General features: G+C 54.4%; 16 protein-coding genes. 4 read left to right on the forward strand and 12 right to left on the reverse strand.

All coding sequences use genetic code 11. The annotated features are described in order from the left end of the window. Positions 1-40 precede the first annotated feature (40 nt). Positions 41-577 carry a hypothetical protein gene (locus ACOCD2_RS03745; RefSeq protein WP_293644927.1) on the forward strand — a complete coding sequence of 179 codons (537 nt, stop codon included), beginning with the start codon at positions 41-43 and terminating at the stop codon, positions 575-577. Positions 578-715: 138 nt separating this feature from the next. Here the strand turns inward: ACOCD2_RS03745 and ACOCD2_RS03750 are convergent, their stop codons facing one another. The 9 genes from ACOCD2_RS03750 to ACOCD2_RS03790 form a co-directional block, all read right to left on the reverse strand. Beyond that, complete coding sequence (locus ACOCD2_RS03750) at positions 716-1423, reverse strand: hypothetical protein (RefSeq protein ID WP_293644925.1); 708 nt, start codon at positions 1421-1423, stop codon at positions 716-718. Continuing rightward, positions 1389-3062 carry an LPD1 domain-containing protein gene (locus tag ACOCD2_RS03755; protein ID WP_293652450.1) on the reverse strand — a complete coding sequence of 558 codons (1674 nt, stop codon included), beginning with the start codon at positions 3060-3062 and terminating at the stop codon, positions 1389-1391. Before ACOCD2_RS03755 ends, ACOCD2_RS03750 begins: the two co-directional genes overlap by 35 nt. A 95-nt stretch (positions 3063-3157) precedes the next feature. Then, positions 3158-3496, reverse strand: coding sequence for a hypothetical protein (locus tag ACOCD2_RS03760; RefSeq protein ID WP_293644921.1), 339 nt, complete (start codon positions 3494-3496; stop codon positions 3158-3160). Positions 3497-3533: 37 nt separating this feature from the next. Continuing rightward, positions 3534-4277, reverse strand: coding sequence for a hypothetical protein (locus ACOCD2_RS03765; RefSeq protein WP_293644919.1), 744 nt, complete (start codon positions 4275-4277; stop codon positions 3534-3536). 15 nt (positions 4278-4292) lie between these two features. Beyond that, positions 4293-4766, reverse strand: a complete 474-nt coding sequence (locus ACOCD2_RS03770; RefSeq protein ID WP_293644917.1) for a hypothetical protein — start codon at positions 4764-4766, stop codon at positions 4293-4295. Positions 4767-4772: 6 nt separating this feature from the next. Further along, positions 4773-5801: a hypothetical protein gene (locus ACOCD2_RS03775; protein ID WP_293644915.1), complete on the reverse strand. Its 1029-nt coding sequence runs from the start codon at positions 5799-5801 to the stop codon at positions 4773-4775. Positions 5802-5869: 68 nt separating this feature from the next. Beyond that, entirely contained in the window at positions 5870-8437 is a 2568-nt protein-coding gene (locus ACOCD2_RS03780; protein ID WP_293644913.1) for a type IV secretory system conjugative DNA transfer family protein, read from the reverse strand. Continuing rightward, positions 8421-9710, reverse strand: a complete 1290-nt coding sequence (locus ACOCD2_RS03785) for a hypothetical protein (RefSeq protein WP_293672559.1) — start codon at positions 9708-9710, stop codon at positions 8421-8423. Before ACOCD2_RS03785 ends, ACOCD2_RS03780 begins: the two co-directional genes overlap by 17 nt. Next, the gene (locus ACOCD2_RS03790) at positions 9710-10177 is read right to left on the reverse strand and encodes a hypothetical protein (RefSeq protein WP_293644909.1); all 468 of its coding nucleotides are present in this window, start codon (positions 10175-10177) and stop codon (positions 9710-9712) included. The genes ACOCD2_RS03785 and ACOCD2_RS03790 overlap by 1 nt, the downstream gene beginning before the upstream one ends. A gap of 73 nt (positions 10178-10250) precedes the next feature. Between ACOCD2_RS03790 and ACOCD2_RS03795 the strand changes: the two genes are divergently transcribed. Then, positions 10251-10715 carry a hypothetical protein gene (locus ACOCD2_RS03795; RefSeq protein ID WP_293644907.1) on the forward strand — a complete coding sequence of 155 codons (465 nt, stop codon included), beginning with the start codon at positions 10251-10253 and terminating at the stop codon, positions 10713-10715. A 26-nt stretch (positions 10716-10741) separates the two neighbouring features. On the opposite strand, the gene ACOCD2_RS03800 is transcribed toward ACOCD2_RS03795, so the two are convergent. Continuing rightward, complete coding sequence (locus tag ACOCD2_RS03800) at positions 10742-11332, reverse strand: hypothetical protein (RefSeq protein ID WP_293644905.1); 591 nt, start codon at positions 11330-11332, stop codon at positions 10742-10744. 192 nt (positions 11333-11524) lie between these two features. Here ACOCD2_RS03800 and ACOCD2_RS03805 point away from each other — a divergent pair, with 192 nt between their 5' ends. Further along, a complete protein-coding gene (locus ACOCD2_RS03805) occupies positions 11525-12955 on the forward strand; it encodes a hypothetical protein (RefSeq protein WP_293701443.1) in 1431 nt (476 codons plus the stop codon). A 74-nt stretch (positions 12956-13029) separates the two neighbouring features. Here ACOCD2_RS03805 and ACOCD2_RS03810 read toward each other — a convergent pair whose 3' ends face one another. Beyond that, on the reverse strand, positions 13030-13368 hold the full coding sequence (locus tag ACOCD2_RS03810) for a WGR domain-containing protein (protein WP_419625609.1): 339 nt from the start codon (positions 13366-13368) through the stop codon (positions 13030-13032). A 254-nt stretch (positions 13369-13622) separates the two neighbouring features. Between ACOCD2_RS03810 and ACOCD2_RS03815 the strand changes: the two genes are divergently transcribed. Continuing rightward, positions 13623-15113 carry a replication initiation protein gene (locus tag ACOCD2_RS03815; protein WP_293644901.1) on the forward strand — a complete coding sequence of 497 codons (1491 nt, stop codon included), beginning with the start codon at positions 13623-13625 and terminating at the stop codon, positions 15111-15113. Positions 15114-15350: 237 nt separating this feature from the next. Here the strand turns inward: ACOCD2_RS03815 and ACOCD2_RS03820 are convergent, their stop codons facing one another. Continuing rightward, positions 15351-15641 carry a hypothetical protein gene (locus ACOCD2_RS03820; protein WP_293644899.1) on the reverse strand — a complete coding sequence of 97 codons (291 nt, stop codon included), beginning with the start codon at positions 15639-15641 and terminating at the stop codon, positions 15351-15353. Positions 15642-15960 lie beyond the last annotated feature (319 nt).

Here is a 15960-nt window from a genome sequence, read left to right on the forward strand (position 1 = left end):
TCTATGCTGATAGGGGTGAGTAGTTACATCACGACAAATGATGACGGATGACGAAGTCGAGGAATTTTCGGCGGCCTGGTGCGGGGCCTCCCTTACCATTGGCGCTGAAAACCGCCTGGATGAAGATGCTGTCATCATGGCCTTTGAATCCCTCAAAGATGACTATTCCATCCCGCAAGTAAAGTATGCACTGAATCAGATTGTGCGTGATACAAAACACAGATACTGGTTGATCACACCAGCGGACATCATCCGTAAAATTGATGGTGAAACGCCGTCTGCGGATAAATTTATCGGGTTGGCCCGGGCCAAGAACACGCCCCTTGGGATTGTGGCGTTCACCATTGTTGGTGGCGACATCGACAGGCAGGATGCTTATTATCTGCGCCAGCGGGGAGAGGAGCTTGTAATTCGATATGAAGCCGATTTGAAGCCACGCCTGCTCAGGGGGGAGTACACAGATCACGAGCTCCGCCTGATGATAAAATATCAGGTGGATCCCTGCGCCCCCATCTGCGACACCATTCCGCACTCCGCGGCGAAACTCCAGGCTGCTTCAGCGCATCGAGGCTATTAAGAACCCGGACAAATGCCTGGGTGACGCCACCAATCGTGCCCTGCCTGCGCCCCCGTCCAAATCACAGTCCCCGCTATCGCGCTCGACCCACTGACTGATGTTTTGGCCGGCACCGGGTCTATCCCGGTGCCGGCTACATCAAGGGCGTTGCTTGCTGCTGGTTTCCTTGTGGTCAAACAACCCCACATAGCGCTGTCGGCCTTCTTTTCTTCGCAGCCTTCCTTTTCGAAGAAAACTCGGAGGCGGCATCTCATCGTGTTTTTTGCCCGCAAAGAACCCTTGGCGAATACGCTTGAGCAGAAACATCATATCGGCCGTGTTGACCTGCATGTTGAGTATGCCCATCTGACGCAAACCATCACGGATGCCACCGACCATGGTTTTCACCGCATCATCAAGCTTCTCGCGGAGAAGCCTGCTCGGGGCGGATTTTTGTGCCTGGGCTTTGGCCAACAGCTCCTCGGTGATGTACAGGCACCGGTCAGTTTCATCAAGGCCCTGTATGCCGGCATCAAGTTGAATACCCATATCTGCAGCCATCTGCTGTACGCCCTCATCTCCACCAAGGCGCAGATAAAGACGCCCTACCAGGGGGCGAAGCATGGCTGACATATATTCCCGCAATGCGGCGTGCCCCATGCCCTGATACAGCACAGCACGCTCCACGTCTTCTTCACTGGTCATCTGGTCAGACACCACATAAATACGGTTATCGTAATACACGGCGCTGACGCCGCCGGACACACCGGCTTCCATTGCATGTTCTCGAATGGCCCGTGGCAGGTAGCGTTCGCTTTCCACGATCTCCAGATCAAGACGGCCCTCTACGCCGAGCTGCGTTAGCACCCTGTGCGCTGCCGTTCCGACTTCCAGTGGAGGGAGGGATTGGGCTGTATTCATTGTGACTCTCCATGATTAGTATTGGAGGTTCACGCAGCTGCGGCAATTGCCGCAGCTGCGTGAACAGATAATTGAATCCCCGGGTAAATGCCGGCATTTCCGCTTCAGTGGGAAAGGGATAATTTTTTGACACCGTTTCCCCTTCGCTTCGGTAATTCACCAGGAAATCATTGGTGATACCGCCTTGCTTTAGCTTGTGCTTCACATACGCCTCAAACGCCCGCGCACCCCGTTCCCATGGGGTGCGGTAATAGGCTTTACGCCTCGTGGCATCGGCGTTCTTGCTACGCCGCGCCAGTTCACTGTGCGGCGACTCCATGGCTTCCATCACCTCCGAGATCCCAACATAAATGCCGGTAATCAGCGGCATAGTCAGGCTGCGCGCCACCGACAACCGCGCTCTCCCGCGCGTCGGCGCCTCCGCCCAGCTCGTCAGATGCGAGCCGTGCCCGCCGCTGCCAACAATTCCGCTCCAGTTTCCCAGGTGGTTGTCCAACGCATGGAACCACTCATGTGCCAAATTGCCCGCCCCAGAAGGTTTCGTCAAGTTGATCACCTTGTAATCCGGTTCATAGTGGGCGGCTGTTCGCCCACCTTTGCCCCGGGCCCCGAAGGCCAACCCCAGGCTTCCATCAAGCCCCATGGCTGACCTTGGCAGCCCCAGGGCCTCACTCATGTCGCATAAGGCGTCATACGCTACCGACACCACTTTCTGTCGTTCTTTCTGGTTGACCCAGTTACCGAACTCGATCCCCCGAAACCCGAATGTTTCCAGCAGTTCCTCCGGGGTTATCGCCCGCGCCCCACGCCGGTCCGGCCCAGTTCGTGGCCGATTGGTGCTGTAGCGCATCTTGATGGGGGACGTCGCCGCCATCGCCTCTTCTTGAAGATCCTTTCTGTGCTCCTGGTAGTAATGCCACATGTCGGACCGCTGTTCAAACGTCCGGTTTGCCAGAAAGACCACTACGCCATTCTTTCTGAATCCCAACACGTATCCATTTATGTCGTCATCCCTGACTTGGTAGCCATGTATCTTTGGCGGTTTTTTCGTTTTCCGTTGACCGGCATCCTTCCTTTTTCTGTCATTTTCATACCATTCGGCAATCTTCGGCAATGCCTGCGAGAGGGTCATTCCATCCAGCGCTCCCCCGTTACCGTAACCCCAGTAATACTGTCCTTCTCCCCTGTGTTTGCTCACCCTGAGCTTTCCAAGGTTTATCTTCCGCAGCGCTTTGGGGAAGCCCGCTTTTTCGAGCAGGCTGACGCGCAAATGGATATCTTCCGGCAACACCGGGCGATGCCTCCAGCGCTGTTCTTGAAGCGCCTCCTTCAGCGAATCATTGGTGGTGATTTTGCCCTCGCGCACCTGTACAGCCAAATCATGGAGGCGATCCACGTCTGCTGCCCAACTTCGCACCCTGTATGATCGGCGCGGCCTGGTTGGCACGGCGGCGCGCAACACCTTTTCTGCCGAAGCCACAAACCCACCTTCAAGCCCACGGCTATTGCTTTCCTTGGCCAGGCGCTCGTAATCTACCGCTGGCCAGAGTTTCCCCAGCCCCGGGACCTCTTCGGTATCCGGCAAATCCCGGGACCAAATACCGTTACCGTGGGTATCCTTGCGGGCACCCCCGATTTTCTGGCCGACATCCTCTATTTTTCGCTTTGCCGCCACGCTCTCTACATCCGGGGTTTCCGAGATACAGGCGCGTCTTGCCCCAGGACCTCCCCGTTTCGCCCAATGGTGACAAACTCTCCCGCCGGAAAATCCTGGCCAGCGACCAGGGTGCGTACCCCGCCTTTCTCTGGCCGGGCGACAAGAAGGGTTCCCGGGCCTGCGTTGATACGCAGGTCGCCCCGCATGTTCACCACACTGTCGTTGCCGATGGTGATTTCTGCGCCGTCTCCGGCAGCAATGGTCATGCCCCCTTTCTGGGTGCGAATGAAGCTGGAATCCGGCACCGTGGCCGTTCTGCCTGTGGGCCGTGTAGCGGGGCTCGGGTTTAACATGCCTTCCATATTCGTCTCCATTGTTGGTTGGTGAGGAGTGACATCTTCACATCACAATATGTTTCGCCACCACCAATTTGCCGTTGACCAGGCAATATGGTGTGTCCGGGTGATATTTCTTGTTGTCGATTGTCGCTGAGACAAACCGGCCGTTTTCATCCCGCAGAGTGAGGTGGCCATGCTTCCCGGCAATAACCACCCCCCCGTTGCCGGCTGTGGCATGTCCGTAATCACCCGCACGGACCACACTCAACGCCCCACCTACTGCGACGCCAAACTGCGCCACCACGGCTATTCCTATGCTGCCGACATGGGCCTCCCCTTCCGCTCCCGCGAGATTGATACTCAATATGGCCTCCATTTCGTCATCATCCAACAAGGACTCCATATCCATTTCATAGGCGAACCCATCTTCTTCCAGGGCGGCGCGCTGGGCGGACAGGTTCCTCAATGCGGTATCTACCGCATCATCAAATCCGGCTACTGCGATACCGCCGTCACCGGCGTGGGCAAATCCACGCCGGCCCGCAATGGACAGCCCGCGCATGCCGGTTATGGCATGCCCGTTGCGCTGGGCAACAGAGACAGCATAATCTCCCGCAACAGCCCGGGACCAATCACCAGCCTGGATGGTGCTGTGAGCGCCCGCCATTCCCGATGCATTGCGCCCCAGCACAATGTTGTCATGATCTCCCGCCGCGACCATGACGCCCTCACCGCCTACAACCGTATCCGGCATTCCTGCGATCACCCCTAAATCCAATGGCAACGCTTCTGTTGTTTCTGACATCATTGTTCTCCTGGTTTATATGTTGACAATGGGAAAAGGTTCGCTGCGATGTTCAATTACAACGCCGCGGCGCTGTTCTTTCGGTTCGCATACCCCAATACTGATCTCGTCATAGACATCCGCCAACATCTCGGTGATCACGCCATCTGCCTCGATGTCAAAGATAAATGTTTTGGGTCCATCAATAGCCAAACGAAATTTTGATGATCCTGTTGCAGCGCGCAGACCTTTTTTCACCAGCAGCTTGTTCCAGGGCAGCATGGCGAACCATGGCGTCGTGGTTTCGGGCCACATGGCCAACACCAGCCCCGCCTCCTCTACCAGATAAAAGTGGCGCAATGCCAGTGTATGGCGTACCTGCCAGTGGTGGGTGCTGTGCATATGCACATTCCCATTTTTACGCTGCTGCTCTAGCCACCGTTCCATGTCCATGCTGGCGGCCATTAACTGAAATCCATTATTGGCCCTTTTCAGTTCTGCTGTATTCACTATCGATTACCGAGGCTTCGGATTGTTGCTGTCCAGTCCCCCTTTAGGGGGGGCTGCGTCAACCTTCAGGATCAGTTGGCCTATCACCTTTTCGCAGCCCTTCCAGGACTCTTGGCTTACCCAGTCCGGGGATGCCTCTTTCAGTTCTTTCAGTAGTGCTTGATAGACTTCTCGATCCTGGCTTTTCCTTATCTGGGTCAACCGCGCCTTCAGTTCATCGATTCTGTCCCACATGGCTCCAACCGCCACCGTATGCGCATAGGTTTTCAGCAGGGAGGCGCGTGCGATAGACCTGTCCGGCGCATCATCAGGGGTGTCGTGGTTATTGCACAACACGGTCGCATCGGCATCTGCTTTTTGAACACACATCTCAAACAAACTGTCCGCCACTTCGTGGCTGGATCGGCCATTAAGCACCGTTTCCATCATGTTGCCAAATGGGCGCATGGCTCGACCCAGTTCCACCCTTAGCTCCATCTGGTGGCCCGCCTCCTGTAGTTGAGCCTGCAGCGGCTCCTGTATGGGCATGAAAAACTGATCCGGGCGTTCCGGAAGCGCAGTAACCAACCCCGCCACACTGTTGGCTGTCGTTTCGGGATCAAGGTCAGAGGGCTTCATGCCCCCTGCCAGTTGATCGAGTATATGGCGCATAACCGGGCCATTGAGGTATCCACTTATCTCCGATGGGGCGCTGCCTAATTTTTCGGCGGTTTTTTCGACCGCCGCTTTGTGCGCCTTAAGTATCTCCATTACTTCCGGGGTCGGCCGCCCATCATCGCCAAACATTGATACGGTTTCCCCGTAAGCGCGCAGTGGCGCCTCCACCTGCATCAAGGTGTTGAGGCGTCGCCGTATGGCGTTGCGGCTATGCGCGTTGCTTTTAGCCGCGCTGATGGCCTTTTTTGCTATACCGCCCAACACGCCCCCTTTGTCTGCCTTGTCTTTTTCTGGGGGGGCATCGTTGCCCGCCGGAGCTGGCGGTGCGCCCGCCGCATTGCCCGCTGTAAAGAATTTACCCGCGTAACCTGCCGACATTTAATTTTCTCCAAAAAATGTGCTTAAAGGATATATAACACATAATTACCAGGGCGCGCAACGCCCCTCTATTTTACCTGCCATCCTGCCGCTCCTTTCAGTACGCTTTCCACCAGGTCTTGTATCTCATCGGTCGTCTTTTCTTCTGGCTCTGGGGTGACCGGATAGGCGTTTTCGAGTGCCTTGTCCACCTTTTTCGCTATATGTTCTCTTGTTGTCTCTTTTTTCGGGGGCAACAGGCTTGTTTGCGTTTCCCTGATCTCCTGCTCCGTAATCGGCCCTTCTGCGCGCCCTCCTCCGCCACCGCCAAGCTCTTCTTCGATATCCTCAAGATCCTCTTTCAGGGCGGCCTGGTCGGCATCCATTTCCATCATGTAATCCGCCCATGAACGAGACGCTTTCTTCAGTTGTCCGTCCTTTTCCACACCATCAGGGGCCTGGGATTGTTCATCCACCGCCTCCTCTTCTTTGGGGGGCTCTACTCGCACTTCTTCTTTTTGCTTCACCTCGGATGCGGGATCAGCAAAGGGATCTGCGAGGCGCGAGGATTCAGCATCAGCCTCTGGCGCCTGCCTTTCCTTTTCCTCCGATGCCGGGGGCAACTGATTCTGTTTGGCCTCCAAGAACTTTCGTACGTTTTTTGCCTTGCGCCCCGCCTCTTCGTGCATCATCGCCGCCATGGCGGCGGCCGCCCAGTTCTGTCCTTGGACTTTACGGCGCAGAGGAACAGACAATACGGCCTCTACAGGCCCCGGCACCCCCCCTTCTTCCGCCGCATCCTGTTCACCGGATTCCGCTACCCAGCGGCCTATCACCCTTGCCAGTTCCTCTGCGCGTCCCAGGTTAATCTCTACCTCCGCACGAGTAGGCGGGTAGAGCGGGACAAAACGATGAATGATGTCATGCTGACCGGGTTGTGGGTCAGGGTTGGCATAAAAGGTCTTTGCCGGGATCCACTTCCCTCGGAAGGACAGGAAACACTCCCCCTCCACCAGTTCCTGCAAATCCCGAAAATCAGCGATTTCTACTTGCTGCACATTGGCCTGCAGCTGATCCCGATAGGAGAACATCGTCGAAGCCCCGTCAAATCCACTTGATTGAGATACGAATGCACTCCCGGTTAGCGCTTTGACCAGATCGAAGGTCACCTGTGGGTCTTCCTGCGCCAGTATGGCCTTGATCTTTGTGTTCGAGACAATCTGGTGCCACATCTTTTTTGACACCTCCATGATGCCCGCCGCATCCTGGTTGCCAATGATGGTAGCAATCCCCAATGACCGGCCCTGGGTCAACAGTATCTCGAATCCCTCGATGGGTATGGCCGCGAATTCATCCACCATGTTCAAAAATGGTGAGCGTCCCAGTGTCGGTATTGATTCCAGTGTGTCTGTCCTGTGCCCCTCTATCCATACGCCCAAGCCTATGGAAACGGCAGTCCGCTGCGCCGTCAGTATTACCTTGCCCAATTCCGCCAATTGGGCCGGCGCTTTTTGCATGGCAGGGAGAATGGTGACCTGGATCCGTCGCTGCCGGATGACATCAACCGGGTCGATGTCCCCGATTTCCACGCCGAACACATTGTTGTGTACCGACCCCATTATTTTTACGCCCAGGGCAAAATAGGCGGAGGCATACTGGTACTGGTCATAGAATGCATCCCCCTGCTGTTCGAACTTTTTACCTGGCTGATAGCCGAGGTTGCTCAATGAGCGGAGCAGTTCGTCTTTTGCTCTTTCGTCCACCGCTTCATCTTCTAGCAGCGTCACCGCATTCTGCGCCTGTAGATAATGCCCCAGGCTTCTGAACGACAGCACGAAGTTGCTGTTATTGCGTTTCGATACCAGCGCATCCAGGAGCCCCGACATCAGGGTTTGCGCGTTTTGCCCAAAGATGGCGTTATCCCCATCACCCACCTTGATCAATGACGCCATGATTTGCAGGCAGGAATCTGATGTCCCCCTGCTCAGGGGGTTGGTTGTGTTGCTGACGCGCAAGTAATCATCAGACGACAGTTGGCGCTCGGGCGTTATGAATGATTGCAGCAGTAAATCATCATCTCTACCAAATAGGCGCGCGGCAGTACTGGCTTGCGCATACAGCTTCACCGAACCCTTGGGATCGGTATAGGAAAAACTTGATGCCTGCGCCAACGCATTGATCGCCAGCGACAACATTGATTCGGTTTTACCGGCACCGGTTGTGCCCAGAACCAGCATGTGTGTCAGTATGTCGCCTGTTGCGTAGTACAACTCTGTCACATCGTTGGCCAATGCGGCGTTGCCGAACAAAAAGGTGCCGTCCGCTTTGCTCCACCGCTGCTTCTTGCCGCTTGGCAGACGCTGACCATAGTCGGTGACATTACCGATAATTTTAGGGAGGCGCATATTCAGGTGTTCACGCCGTGCCGTGCGGTAACGCGCCATCAATATCGGGGAAAACAACAGGAACAACGGCAACAGCACCGGCAACACCATGATGATGATGCTCCCCGCCCCCAGCAGTATTGCCAGGGGCACCGGCTGACCAAGCAGTATCCAGGCGCTTTCCCACGCGGGCCGAACGTCCCGTTTTATGCGGGAAAAATCTAGCTGGTCCCGTTCATCAACGGGGCGGCGGGGTTTACGTTCTGCGACCAAGCCACCCCTCCTTCGTATAGCGTTCCGTCACGGACTCAAGCGCCTTTTGCACGGTAGGCGTATCCAGCGGATACCCGGCCACCTGCTCCGCGTCGTAATGTGCATAAACCCCCATGGCTTCCGCCCAGGCGGCATGGTTCTCGCCGCCTCTTCCCACCTGGTTCATGGCATACCACAGCGCCCGGTTATGCGGGCGAAGCCAGATGAACTCAAAAGAGGGCAAAGAGCCTTTTGTTTGCGCCTCCGTATAAAGTGCGGTCAACCAAACAGGCAGCCAATATCCGTGTTTTTTTCGCAATGTGATGAAACGCGGTTCCAGCGCATACTTTTCATACAGCGCATCCGCCGCATCTGTATACAGGCGATCTTCCTTCGGCGTTTCGCCTTCCTGATACGAGAGCGCCATTTCATCCAGGGCATGCCGCGCCTCTTTCCGGCTTTTTTCATTCCCCACGGCAAATGCCATAAACACCCCGGCGAGCGCCTTACCCACCCGGTCACTAGGCTCACGATAGTCGCCAGGCGCTGCCCCCCCCTGTTTTTCTGGGTCACCACTATTCGGTGACTGCCATGTAATAGGCGGGTACACCTGCAACGCCACCGCCCTTTCCAGTTGAGTGGGCAGCAGTCGCCACTGTTGTGGCGGGATAAGCTGTGCCGTGGCTACATCAATGGCCTGTTTACGTCTTTCTTCCTCCGGAGCGCCCCGCACATGAGCGAATACGCCATGCATCAATCCCCAGGACACATGATTCCAGGCCACGGCCCACCGCCCTTCAAACTGCGGTTCTTTTTCTACATGCCGCCAGGCTACCGGCGCCAACACGGGAAACAGCGACACATTCTGTCTCATCAGGCGCTGGATGCCGCCCTGCGGATCCTGCCATTCGCGCTGAAAACGACGCCGGGGAGAATCCCGCCACATGCGCCATGCGAGGAACAGTACCCACGGGCCGATCACCAGCGCGTAATATCGGAATGTGTAGTTCAGGATGGTTATCACATTCCCTGCGGACAGTTCCGCCGGATTGGCATGCCTTATACCCGCCATTGCCCTTATCGGGCGTTCCCATTGAACAATGCCCACAGAGGCAAGCCATTCCGCCAGTTTCGCCCAGGGCCACAACGCATAATACCCCCCGACCAGCAAGTAGGTGTTAATCGGCCCAGGATTGTGCCGATAGAGATACATGAGCACCATTGACCCCACGGCCAACACGATGATGATGACCAGGTTTGTCCGGCTGTCGCTTTGATCGACGCCCCCTCGCATTATTGTGGGGCCTCCTGCTCATCTGCTTTATTTGTAATTACCCGTGCGCGCCTGTTATTGGCCAACAAATCCTGCAGGTTGTATGCGCTATTCTGACATTGATGGAGGTCCACGCTTTTATCAGGTGACAACGATAGCAGGTGTCGTATATTGCTGGTGATCATCAATGTGGCAACTGCCACCGATTCACGGGCCTTCTCTTCTTTCGTAATAACCAGTTTGTACCCCAAAAGGGAGTTGTCCGTTTCTTCTACAGAAATGCCTTCCAGTATTCCTTCGTTGCCCAGTGCCGCCAGTAGGCGCAGCAGATCTCCCACCAATATTGGAAGCCCCCCATCATATGCGGCCGCCTCATAATGGGACAGGGCATCTTCTTTGTAGCGAACGCTGATGTCATGACGTGATAACAGGCGCAGCACCCCGTCTTCGAGCCACGCCAGCGAGGGCGACCGGTTTTCTCCTTCCACAGATACCACAGAAAATGCCTTTGTGTGTGCTATAACGATGGTAGTTATTCTACAGAAGGCAGGGGAATATCCTGTGGCACGCAACAAGATCAACGATGAACCGAGAGCGATAAAAAAAGCCTGGCGGCTGTTTTCGCCCAACCTGGGGAAGCGGTGGAAAGAATCCGTTGGGGATGGAGGGTTCCGCAAGGGCGTTTTCGCCGGTTACAGAAACCTGATGAGCTACCTTCGATTAAGAAGGGCCGCCCCTGGGGTGTTCCCTGATAATTTTGACGCCCTGATGCGTGAATGGGGCATCGAAAAGGACGAGCTGGCGATTGTGATTCGCAACATGACCTTTGAGATTGCCATCTATGTCATCATCATATTTTTTATGGTATCCGGGGCCTTCTATTTTGTGGACAAGAATCTTTTCATGTCCATGCTGCTTTTGTTGTTGGCGGTCGTTATGTTTGCCGCCGTTTTCATGCGCTGGTGGCGTGTGAGTGTGCTACGCAACCGAGTACCCATTTCCTTTTGGCGTTGGCTCCGCTCTTGATCCCTGGAGCGGAGCCCCGTTTTCTTCTATTTGAAAAGCCGCTCTACATGGGGCTTCCATTCTCCTTGTTCCCCTTTGTAGTGGGTTATCTCAACAGACTCTATCCATTCTTCAGACTTAACAATCGCGTACTGCAAAATCACAGACTGCTTTACAGTAACCCGCCAGGACAACAATCCTATATGTTGAAATTCGGGCGCTTCCCATATTTTTGGGATAACCGATGGGGTCTTCTCCAAATAGTCTTTCAGGCGCTCTTTTTCCGGGACGTGTAAAACCTCTTTTATCGCTCCATTCAGGTCCTTTGTCAGCCGTTCTATCGAAAGAAACTCGGTATCACATAAATTTTTCAGTGACACCCGTGTTGCAGATGTTCCCCTATGCTCTCTAATGGCAACCCTTACCATGTATGATATAAGGTTTTTTTGCAGCGCGTCTTGGTAAGCGATCTGATTAGCCGTCATACCATATCGCGTGCCAAATGCACCCACGAAATGATGCTTTATTGGTGGCAGTATGATTTCATTTGGTCCTCTCAGTACAACTGACTGGAGTGGCGGCGGAAGCGTATGCGGTTCCTCCAGAAGGTGCGTGTAGAGTATTTTATTATTCGCCATTGTGGCCTCTTTTTATAGGGTATACAGGTTTTTGGGGGGGGTTCGTTACAATAGTTTTATCCTACTATCTATACTATACCAGTTACGATGCAATTGATCTTGTTCAGCAGCGAACGCGCCGCAAGAACCTTCGGTGGAATATTCCTTGGCGCAGGCCCCGGTATGGTTACCCATAAGCATATACGGGGTGATATGCAAACACTCTGGGCCCCGTTTGACTTTGTGCAGATTCGTGCCAAATCGCGCTCTGATGGAATGGCGTTGCCCCAGGATCTCCATCCTGTTGTATCCCCCGCGCGCTCCTATCACTTTTCTGCTTTGCGAGACTCCCTGGAGGAATGTGATGATCTGACGGTGTGCGCCGAACTCAACAGCAGCACAGCCGCACTCATGGCGGCTTTGTTGGCGGAATGGGGATACGCCGGCCCCTTGCACCACATGTCCGCCGCTGACCTTTCTCCTTCAGGAATCAAACTGGCTTGGAACAATCGACAGCCTTTGCGTGGGCTGTATTCTCTCGCGCCGGCCATGTTGCCGGTTCTGCGCGGAGTCGCCCTGGCCGAGGCCAACGTGTCACGCTATCTTCGCAACATTCAAGCAAGCAACAAAACCTACTCCCCTCCCCTATCGGTCCTCCAGGCAAAGCTGTCCCGCGTGGCTTGTCATGGCCGCATTGGGGCAAGCCTCATCGTCAATACAAATGATGGACGCCTTATTACGCTTCAGGGAGACGCCCCTCTTTCTTCCCGGGAGGATTTGCTCTCGCTTGAGAAATCTACTTTGAATATCTTGTTCCGTCCGCACGTCTCTCCCCCTTTGCTGCCGTACAATGCGGACGAACTGGTGGTCGATATGCTGCGCCTTCACGGCATTACACCAGATGAAACACTTTCTGCAGCAACGCGACTGTTTTCCGAAGAGGGCTTGATTACGAGCCCCAACACTACGGGCACAGCCATCCCCTCCCCTCTTTATTCAATACGGCTTCTGGAACAAATACAAACAGATTATCCAGCACACGACAATGTTGACATCATCCCATCCTCTCCTCTAGCCGAGGGGGTGCCAGGCATTGTCCCTACGTTTGCCTACGCGCCTTCTCGTGCCAAGCAGCTCGGGCATGTTTTCGAGAACATATACCGCATGGTCACCCTTCGGTACTTGCTTATCGGGCTTGGATCTGTCTCCCCCCCGCTTCTTAGCGCGCACGCAGAAGCCGGTGGCATACGGTGGCGGGGCGACAGTATTCCGCCTACCAACACCCCTCCCCCTGCCGTGGCAAATGCTACCGTGGAGCGCGTTGTCCTCAATAACCTGCCTTCGGGCTTCGTTGTCGCCCGGGATTGGCAGGATATTATCCGTTCCGGCATATGCCACCTGCCGGGCATGCCTGCCGCTCGGGGGCTTATGCTGCTACTGCGCACCCACCAGGTTTCGTATGACGCTGCCACTGGGGGGATGGTGGTTAACGAGATCCCTCCTTCTTTGCCTTCCCCGTTGCAGGATCCTGCCGTGCTATGCGAATGGCTGTCCTACCTTTCGTCATCCTCTTCCTCTCGTATTCGCGCAGCGATGGTCAATTGGTTGGGATTCCTTAACAGCGCACTAAGCCCCCCCGACTGACCATTATTTATACAGTACATATATATGCTTTTCCATCAAGCAATTACGGCTGTATTTTTGCCATATTGCTTTGGTTATCCACAGTTTCTGTGGATAATCTCGGGGTTGCTGGGTAACGCTGACGGGCTGCCTCCTGGGTTTGGCGCACCATGCGGTGCTATTGTGGTGCGCCGCGGCTGCATGGTGCTCAACACATACCCTCTCTTAACCCGCTGACGGTTTAAGGCGTCCACCGCCCGCACCAGGGCTTTCCAGCTGTTGTAAGTTTCCGTCTTCCCTCCACCCAAACGATTATGCCGCCCTCCCCAAGAATCTAAGAGGGTCCAGCGGCCAAACAGATCGACCTCTGCAGCAGCTGTGTAGTAGCGGTCTTTCAGTTCATGGTGCCAACGCCATTTCCTAATGTATTCCATATTTCATTCCTCCTTTACCAGGTTACCTCTTAATTATGTACGGCGCTTTTTGCCATTATAGTATTTTTCTAACTTTTACCATAGTTCGGTAGTTATTTTTATTTTTCTTGGTAATTAATTACTTATAGGCACTTTTTATCGGTATCCCATAAACCGCCTTTCTTCACAGTTGATGGATCCCGAATAATTGCGGTATTTTATATTCTATGGGATCTATTCATGCCAGCATCAGCGGAGATGCGGCGACGTTTATCATGAACCGGCTACCCAGTTGGCCATACGTTGCCAACATTGGCTTTTCTGACGGCAGTTTCCCTCTGCCGAAAGACAAAGCCCTCTCCTTTCCGCTTATACAGATGGACCATAACCGGCTACATCAGTGGTTGACCTTCGACCTCGATTACGCCGGTGCGGCATTCGCCTGGGAACAGGTTAACCTTCCACCTCCTTCTCTTGTATCGGTCAACAGAAAAAACGGTCACGCGCACATCAGTTATGCGCTGACCACGCCGGTCACTGATGGGCCAAACGCTCGCAGACACCCCCTGGATTATTACCACGCCATCAAGCGGGCATTCGCCAAAAAGCTTAACGCGGATCCGAACTACGCCGGGTTCATTGCGAAGAACCCTTTATCTACGCGGTGGCATACGTTCTTGCCTACCGGGAATCTCATTTCCTATGAACTGGGGGAACTCGCAGAATGGGTGGACCTTCAAAAAACATCCCGCCGCAATGCACCATTGACCTCACAAGAGAACGATAACTTCTCTCGTAATGTCAGCCTGTTCGACACCACCCGCTTCTGGGCGTACAAATCTGTCTGCCTCTACCGGGACTATGACAGTTGGTTTGATGCTGTCCACCAGGCCGCCTCTCAAAACAACTCCTTCTTGGAGCACCCCACCCCCTTGCCGGACAACGAAGTGAAGCACATTGCCCGCTCTGTTGCCAAGTGGGTATGGTCCAACCAAAGGTTCTTCTCAGGCGGCAACACTGCCTTCTCGGCCCGACAGGCCGCCAGAGGGCGCAAAAAAGGCGCCGCCAAACGGAAACAGGCGATTCGTATGTACCAGGATGGCGCAACCTTCGACGAAATACAAAAAGCCACAGGCTTATGTGCCAGGACTCTACGCAACTACCGCGCCAAAGGTCTATTCTCCTCTCCTACTGAACAACACCCCCCGCAGCAGCCCCCCGTTTCGACAACATTTCATCGTTCCTTGCCGCTCTCAACTCTGGGCGGAAAAAGCCAAAATCAGATGAAGGGGGAGCAGGCGATCCGCGGTGCGCATCAGTGGTCCATGGGCTTGTTATCGCCTTTGGGCAAGTGCTATAGTGCATATAACACGGGTTATTATGCAGACGCAGGGGGATTCCATGCCGGAATTGAGCATCTTGGACATTCAGCGAAAATTCATGGTGTCAGAAAATGCGAGGAGCGATTTCAAGCGCATTGCGAAAATGTGCATGGAGGTGGCCCGCACCGGGCTTTTGCCTTTACCTACCAAGGTGCAGGATCCTCAACACGCTTATGCAGGTACAGGCGACCCTGGGGCAGCGTATCCGCCGCTACCCAAAGAATTTACTGCCGAGGACATGCATTATGCAGGGATGATGCTACTTTCAGAATATCAGCGATTGTCTGCGCTGATGGCAGAGCATGGCGTGCCGGAAGAGATTATTTCAGGGGCCCGACCTGCACTCAACTGATCGCGTTGCCTCACGCATCCCGATACACTTGACCAGGTTAAGTGACACCGTATAGAATATATCTTGATCCCTAGTTGTTCCTCATTGAACAGCGCAAAAGAGCCGACTCCTTAATGGGGTTGGCTTTTTTGTTTCACATTCGCGCATTCCTTGCGCCCCGTCCTTGGGGGTGGTGTCGGCTCATCTGCTATCACGTTTTTTTATCCTCGAATGAACCTACCCTGAAGACAATAAAAGAATTGCTTTCCCAACGAGATTGATTGTTTCGTTCAGCGCCGCCCTGGTCCCGGGCGCGACCGAGGGCGGCTACTGTCAACCTCTTGGGGGTACAATTGGTCTCCATCGCGCAAGCCCACCCCCGGCACACATGCCTCAACATGGATATCATCAGCAAACTGTTCCAGGAAATCTTTGTCGGCGCCTGTTTGTTTCACATGTTCCATCCAGGTTCCCTCCAAGATTTCCTTGGCATGCTCCGGACTAATACCGTAGGCGTGGAATGAGTAATGTCTTGTTTCCAGATCTGCTCGATAAATTTGAGCACGGGTTTTTTCGCTCATGGTTTGGGCCTTCTGTTTGGTCTTTTGTTAGGCGTTTTCTGGTGATCATCAGGATTGCTGTGGGTGTTGGGTGCTTCTTCTGTGACGGATTCGTATCTGTAATCGAAAACCGGCACTGATGCTGCGTTGCTTATTTTCCGTGCATAACGAAGAGTATCTTTAGGCTTCAGGAAGTCTCCCACAGCCTGGATACCTCCCTTCTCCAGATGCACATACACAGTGTAGTATTGACATCCTCACTCGCCCTGAAGGGCGAGGATTCCTCCATCGAGACGGGGATGCCCCCCCGCGGCAAGGATATTTTTAGCCGCGTTGATGT

Origin of the sequence: Thiolapillus sp. (genome assembly GCF_048562965.1) — a bacterium.
Classification (GTDB): Bacteria; Pseudomonadota; Gammaproteobacteria; order Chromatiales; family Chromatiaceae; genus Thiolapillus; species Thiolapillus brandeum_A.